The 6,274-nt window shown below is 70.5% G+C and carries 7 protein-coding genes; all 7 read left to right on the forward strand.

Features of this window, described 5'->3' with window-relative positions; all coding sequences use genetic code 11:
- Nucleotides 1–237 precede the first annotated feature (237 nt).
- Nucleotides 238–1,374 carry an ABC transporter ATP-binding protein gene (locus ACTIFU_RS21900; RefSeq protein ID WP_439580446.1) on the forward strand — a complete coding sequence of 379 codons (1,137 nt, stop codon included), beginning with the start codon at nucleotides 238–240 and terminating at the stop codon, nucleotides 1,372–1,374.
- A gap of 1 nt (nucleotide 1,375) precedes the next feature.
- Nucleotides 1,376–2,410, forward strand: a complete 1,035-nt coding sequence (locus tag ACTIFU_RS21905; protein ID WP_439580447.1) for an extracellular solute-binding protein — start codon at nucleotides 1,376–1,378, stop codon at nucleotides 2,408–2,410.
- Entirely contained in the window at nucleotides 2,407–3,297 is an 891-nt protein-coding gene (locus ACTIFU_RS21910) for an ABC transporter permease (RefSeq protein WP_439580448.1), read from the forward strand. Before ACTIFU_RS21905 ends, ACTIFU_RS21910 begins: the two co-directional genes overlap by 4 nt.
- Nucleotides 3,290–4,111, forward strand: a complete 822-nt coding sequence (locus ACTIFU_RS21915; RefSeq protein ID WP_439580449.1) for an ABC transporter permease — start codon at nucleotides 3,290–3,292, stop codon at nucleotides 4,109–4,111. The genes ACTIFU_RS21910 and ACTIFU_RS21915 overlap by 8 nt, the downstream gene beginning before the upstream one ends.
- 4 nt (nucleotides 4,112–4,115) lie before the next feature.
- Nucleotides 4,116–4,589, forward strand: coding sequence for an ureidoglycolate lyase (locus ACTIFU_RS21920; protein ID WP_439580450.1), 474 nt, complete (start codon nucleotides 4,116–4,118; stop codon nucleotides 4,587–4,589).
- A 12-nt stretch (nucleotides 4,590–4,601) separates the two neighbouring features.
- A complete protein-coding gene (locus ACTIFU_RS21925) occupies nucleotides 4,602–5,531 on the forward strand; it encodes a polysaccharide deacetylase family protein (protein WP_439580451.1) in 930 nt (309 codons plus the stop codon).
- Nucleotides 5,532–5,716: 185 nt separating this feature from the next.
- Nucleotides 5,717–6,274, forward strand: a 558-nt coding sequence (locus tag ACTIFU_RS21930) for a transporter substrate-binding protein (protein ID WP_439580452.1), incomplete at its 3' end; no start/stop codon positions are given.

The following is a 6,274-nucleotide window of genomic DNA, read 5'->3' on the forward strand; positions in this document are numbered from 1 at the left end:
TCATGGCCTCCTGGCTGGCAAGCCGGGTGACGGGGGTGGGGTCGGTGGCGCGCGCGCCGGGGTAGTAGGGAATAAATCAGTGGGGGGAGGACGCTCCTCCCCCCACACCCCCCTGCACCACCAGCGTGCCCTGCGCAACCGATACGCAGGCGTGCCTAGCGGTTCGGCACCGCGCCGCTTCGCAGCGCCGTTCCATCTGGACTCGACGCGCGGCACGATTGTTGCTGCACTCCCACCATGGATTGCGGGGTCGAACGGGAACGCCACGCCCCTGCCGCGCCAGGCGCGGCCGGACACACCCTCGATGTCGAGGACGTGACGGTCCGCTTCGGCGCCTTCACCGCACTCGATGCCGTCAGTCTTGGCGTCGAACCGGGCGAGATCCTCGCCCTGCTCGGACCCTCGGGCTGCGGCAAGACCACACTGTTGCGCACCGTCGCCGGGTTCGTGCGCCAGGCCGCCGGACGCGTGCACATCGACCGCCGCTCGATCGACCACCTGCCGCCGAACCGGCGCGAGGTCGGCATCGTGTTCCAGAACTACGCCCTCTTTCCGCACATGAGTGTGGCCGAGAACGTCGCCTACGGGCTGCGCGCGCGTGGCCGCCGCGGCGAGGCGGTGAGGCGACGCGTCGGCGAACTGCTCGAGCTTGTCCAGCTCGGCGCGCTTCGCGAACGACGCCCCGCGCAGCTCTCGGGCGGACAGCAGCAGCGCGTGGCACTCGCCCGCGCGCTTGCGCCCGAGCCGCGCGTCCTCCTGCTCGACGAGCCCTTCGCAGCACTCGACCGAAGCCTCCGCCTCGACATGCAGATCGAGATCAAGCGGCTGCAGCGCAGCCTCGGCCTCACCGCGATCCTCGTCACCCACGACCAGGACGAGGCGATGAGTGTCGCCGACCGGATCGCGGTGATGCGGCACGGACGGATCGAGCAGCTCGGCACGCCCGTCGGCGTCTACGACGCACCCGACACACTGTTCGTCGCCGGCTTCATCGGCACCGCGAACCGCCTCGCCGGACAGCTCGTTGCGTCGTCGAACGGCCGCGCCACCGTGCGGCTCGACGCCGGCGCGACCATCGAACTCGACGCGCCTCGCACCCCCGCGCCCGGCGCGCGCGTGCTGCTCTCGGTGCGCCCCGAGCACCTCGTGCTCGCCTCCGAGGCGGCTCCCGATCGCTTCCCCGTCACGCTCGGCCTCGCCGTGCCGCTCGGCGGGCAGACCATCCGCGAGGCGCGCACCACCGACGGCGCACCGCTGCGCCTGACCGAGACGCGCCGCGGCGCGATCGCCGATCGCGGCCGCGCGGGCTTCTGCATGCTGGCCGCCGACGCGCGACCCGCCCTGTTTCCATTCCCCGAGACCGAGGAGGACTGAGATGACACACCGCACCCGGCTGACACGCCGCACCGCACTTGTCGGCTCCGCCGCCGTGCTCGCCGCCGCCGCGCTGCCGCGCCCGGCCCTTGCGCGCGGCAGCCTCACCGCGGCGATCTATCCCGGCTCGTGGGACGAGGCCTACCGCACCCATGTCGTGCCGGCGCTGAAAGCCGCGCACGGGATCGACCTGGCGATGGAGCCGCTGTTCGCGGTCGATCAGATCAACAAGGCGCAGGCAGCGCGCGGCATCCCGCCCTTCGACGCCTTCGTGCTCGATCCAGGCCCGCGCATCGTCGGCATCGAGCGCGGCCTGTTCGAGCGCTTCGATCCGGCCAGGCTTTCCAACCGTGCCAAGGTGCCGGCGCACCTCGCCGATGAATGGGGCGTCGGGGTGGCCGCGCAGCTCGTCGGCATCGCCTACAACCCGAGCAAGCTGCCGAAGCCCTCGGGCTGGGCCGACCTGTTCAAGGAGCCGTTCGTGTCGCGGCTCGGCATCACCGGGTTCCAGACCACGTTTGGCACGGTGAGCCTGATCGAGATCTCCAGGGTGTTCGGCGGCTCGGAGACCGACGTCGAGCCCGCGCTCGCCGAGCTGAAGAAGGTGCTGCCGAGGATCGCCGCGGTCGGCGCGCCGGCCGCCATGCCGGGCCTCTTCCAGCAGGGCCAGTGCGACATCATGTACACCAACACTCAGACCGTGACGACGCTGAAGGGCCGCGGCGTCGACATCGCCTTCGTCGCCCCAGAGACCGGCGCGATCGCCTTCCCCACGACGATGCACATCGTCAAGGGCAGCGAGGCGATCGAGAACGCCTACAAGTACCTCGACGTGGCGATCAGCACGCCGGTGCAGGACGCGCTGGCCAAACCGCCGTTCAACTTCGTGCCCGTCAACCGCGACGTCACGCTCGACGCCGATCTGCCGATGCGCAGCCTCGACGACATGGCGGGCTTCGTCTCGCATGACTGGTCGAAGATCAATCCGCTGCGCTCGGCCTGGATCCAGCGCTTCAACCGCGAAATGGCGCGGTGACCTCCGTTGCCGCCACCCTGCCGGCCGCCGGCTTGGTGGCGGCCTCCCGGCCTCGTTCGGCTGCCTGGGCGCTCGGTCTGCCGCTCGGGCTCGCCTATCTCGCGTTCTTCCTCGCTCCACTCCTGATGCTGCTCGCGGTCAGCTTCTACGAGGATGATCGCCTGACAACAGTGGGACCCGGGCAGTGGCAGCGCTTCCTCGGCGATGCCTTCCACTGGAAGGTGATCACCGACACGCTGCTGCTCGGGGTCAAGACCGTTTGCGCGACCGTGCTGCTCGGCTACCCGCTTGCGCTGCTCTATCGCGAGATCTCGCCGTTCTGGCAGCGCGCGCTGTTGTTCGTCGCGGTGCTGCCGCTGCTCACCTCGGTGGTCGTGCGCACCTTCGCCTGGATCGTGATCCTCGGCCGCGAGGGCGTGATCAACTCGCTCGTGCTGGGTCTGGGCCTCGTGGCCGAGCCGCTCCGGCTGCTGCAGACCGAGGTCGGGCTGGTGCTGGCACTCACCCAGATCGAGATGCCGCTCCTGCTGCTGCCGCTGCTCGCGGTGATGGCGCGGATCGATCCCAACGTGATCGACGCCTCCGCCTCGCTCGGCGCCTCGCCCTGGCGGACGCTGTTCCGCGTGATCCTGCCGCTCAGCCTGCCGGGCCTCGCGGCGGGGTGCCTGCTGGTGTTCGCCTCGTCCACCACCGCCTTCATCTCGCACTCGGTGATCGGTGGCGGGCGGCTCGTCTATCTGCCGGCGCTGGTGTGGCAGCAGGCGATGGTGGTGTCCGACTGGCCGTTCGCCGCCGTCGCCGCCGTGACACTGATGGTCTCGGTGCTGGCGGTGATCGCGGTGATCGCGCTCGCCGGAAAGGTCGCGACGGGGCGCCTCGGTGGCTAGGCGGCGCAGCCTCGGCGAGTTCGCCTATGCGCTGACGATCGGCGCGCTCGCGACACTCGCGCTGGTGATTCTGATCGGCCCGGTGCTGATCGTGCTCGCGACCAGCCTGACCGACAGCCACGCGATCCGCTTTCCGCCCGAGGGGATCTCGTTCCGCTGGTACGCGCTGCTGCTCGATCCGGTGCGATCGGGCCAGATCCACCGCGCCGCCTCGAACACGCTGACGGTCGCGGCGATGGCGGCTCTGCTCGCGACCGTGCTCGGCACCATGGCGGCGATGGCGCTCGCGCGCTCGGCCTCGGCGCGGTCGCGCGCGCTCGACGGGTTCTTCATGTCGCCGCTCGTGCTGCCGGGCCTCGCCTTCGGGCTCGCCGCCCTCGTCTACTTCACCCTGCTCGGCTTCCGCCTCTCGCTGGACCTGCTGGTGGCGGGGCATCTGATCGTGGTCGTGCCGTTCGTGCTGCGCACCGTCGGCGCGTCGCTCAGCCAGCTCGACCCGGCCCTGCTCGATGCCTCGGCGAGCCTTGGCGGCGGCCGGCTCTACACCTTCCGCCGCGTCACCCTGCCGCTGATCGCGCCGGGCATCGCGGCGGGCGCGTTCCTCGCCTTCATGGCCTCGGTGGACAACGTGCCGGTCTCGCTCTTCCTCTCCTCGGCGCGCACCGACATGCTGCCGATCCGGATGTGGGGCATGATGGAGTCGACGCTCGATGTGCGCGTCGCGGCCGTCTCCGGCGTGCTGATCGCCGTGGCGTTCGTGCTGATGATCGTGATGGAGCGGCTCGTGGGACTCACGCGCCGGATGCGAGGATAGGACCATGGAGCTGCCGGCCACACCCTTGACCGCGCAGGGCTTCGCCTCGTTCGGCGACGTGTTCGCGGTGCCCGCCTCGCCCGGGCGGCACTACGCCGAGGCGGCGCTCGCGAACGCGCGGCCGGGCGCGCAGCCCTCGCTCTCGGTCGCGCTGCGCGATCCGGCCCCGCCCGGCCCGATCGTCGCGCGGGTGATGGAGCGGCACGCGTTCTCCTCGCAGTCCTTCGTGCCGATGGCGCCCGGCCGGTTCCTCGTGCTGGTCGCGCCGCACGCCGCCGGCGGCGGGCCGGACATGGCGCAGGCGCGCGCCTTCGTCGCCGGTCCCGGCCAGGGCGTCACCTACGGCGCGGACGTCTGGCACCATGGAATGACCGTGCTCGACGCCCCGCTTGCCTTCGGCGTGTTCATGTGGCGCGACGGCAGCGCGGGCGACGAGGAGTTCGTCGATATCGCGCCGCTCACGATCCGCCTGCCCTGACCGGAGACACCGATGCCCTACCAGGTCCGCCGCGACTTCGTCGGCTACGGCGCCACCCCGCCCGATCCGCGCTGGCCGAACGGTGCGCGGCTCGCGGTCAACTTCGTGATGAACTACGAGGAGGGCTCCGAGCCCTCGATGCAGGACGGCGAGGGCCATACCGAGACCGGGCTCACCGAGGCGCACGGGCTCAATCAGGTGAAGTCGGGGCGCGACCTCGCCGCCGAGGGGATGTTCGAGTACGGCAGCCGCGTCGGGTTCTGGCGGCTGATGCGCCTGTTCCAGGAGCGCAATCTGCCGCTGACCGTGTTCGGCTGCGCGCTGGCACTCGAGCGCAACCCCGAGGCCGCGGCCGCGCTCCGCGCGAGCGGCTTCGACGTGTGCAGCCACGGCTGGCGCTGGATCAAGCACTTCGAACTGTCCGAGGAGGAGGAGCGGGAGCACATCAGCCGTGCCGTGGCCTCGTTCCAGCGAACGGTCGGCGCGCGGCCGGAGGGCTGGTACTGCCGCTACGGCCCCTCGGTGAACACGCGCCGGCTCGTGGTCGAGGAGGGCGGCTTCCTCTACGACTCCGACTACTATGGCGACGAGCTGCCGTTCTGGGTCACGGTGGACGGCAGGGGCCACCTGGTCGTGCCCTATTCGCTCACCAACAATGACGGCAAGTACGCCGGCTGGATGGGCACCTCGGAGCAGTGGTTCTCGTTCATCCGTGACGCCTTCGACATGCTGTTGGCGGAGGGGGCGCGCACGCCGAGGATGATGTCGGTCGGGCTGCACATGCGGCTGATCGGACACCCGGCCCGAGCGGTCGGGCTCGCGCGGCTGCTCGACCACATGATGGCGCGCGACGATGTCTGGATCTGCCGGCGCATCGACCTCGCGCGGCACTGGGCGGCGACCCATCCCTATCCGGGGCGGGGGCTGAACGAATCGGGCTGACCGCCCAATTCCTAGGCAAGAGTCGCCGGACCGCGCCCGCGATTCGGGCGACTCAGGTCGATTTGCCTGCTGATTGGCCTCCTCACCCTTGGCATGGTCGTTGCTGCACCGCGATAGCGCCGCGACATGCAGGCGCCCGGACGCGGCCCGGCCCGGCCGCGCAGATGTCGAGGGAGACAGGGGTCATGATCTCACGCCGCGGCCTGCTGGCCGGTGCCACTGCCCTCGCGGGAGCGGCCGCACTGGCCCGTCCTGCGATCGCCCAGACCGGGCCGATCCGTGTGGGCATCCTCCATTCGCTCTCGGGCACCATGGCGATCAGCGAAACCACGCTGAAGGACGTCATGCTGATGCTGATCGCCGAGCAGAACCGCAAGGGCGGCCTGCTCGGCCGCCAGCTTGAGCCGGTGGTCGTCGATCCGGCATCGAACTGGCCGCTGTTCGCCGAGAAGGCGCGCGAGCTGATCAGCGTCAACCGCGTCGCGGCCGTGTTCGGCTGCTGGACCAGCGTGAGCCGCAAATCCGTGCTGCCGGTGTTCGAGGAGCTCAACAACATCCTCTTCTACCCCGTGCAGTACGAGGGCGAGGAGAGCTCGAAGAACATCTTCTACACCGGGGCTGCGCCGAACCAGCAGGCGATCCCGGCGGTGGACTACCTGATGGAGGAGGAGAACGTACAGCGCTGGGCGCTGCTCGGCACCGACTACGTCTACCCGCGTACCACCAACCGCATCCTCGACGCC

Origin of the sequence: Elioraea sp. (genome assembly GCF_051860475.1) — a bacterium.
Taxonomy (GTDB): Bacteria; Pseudomonadota; Alphaproteobacteria; order Acetobacterales; family Acetobacteraceae; genus Elioraea.